Genomic DNA, 323 nt, shown 5'->3' with positions numbered 1-323 from the left:
CTCGACGGTGACGTCCTTCGGCGCGATGTGGCCACCGGCGACCTCGGGCAGGAACGGCAGGTACGTGTAGTAGGTGTTCTGGTCCACCAGCGTGATGCGCATGGGCACCGTGGCCGCGTGCTTCTGGAGCTGCTTGACCGTGGTGTAGCCAGCGGAGCCGCCGCCGAGGACGAGGACGTGAGGGATCGAGTCTGCCATTCCTCCGGTCTACCGGACTTTGGCTTGGCGCGTCATGAGTTCCGCGGCCTGTCGCGGAGCCGCCACCACGCGGTCTCGGCCAGTTCGGGCCCCGTGAACACCCCGTGCGGGGTGCGACGGGACTC

Annotated in this window: 1 protein-coding gene; it reads right to left on the bottom strand. The window is 68.4% G+C overall.

The annotated features are described in order from the left end of the window. On the bottom strand, positions 1–198 hold a 198-nt coding region (locus tag EE949_RS11955; protein WP_431194221.1), incomplete at its 3' end, for a hypothetical protein. Positions 199–323 lie beyond the last annotated feature (125 nt).

The sequence above is a fragment of the Pseudomonas viridiflava genome, assembly GCF_900602065.1.
GTDB lineage: Bacteria > Pseudomonadota > Gammaproteobacteria > Pseudomonadales > Pseudomonadaceae > Aquipseudomonas.
The sequence above is the reverse complement of the archived record's forward strand: the minus strand, read 5'-3'. Positions and strand labels throughout refer to the sequence as shown.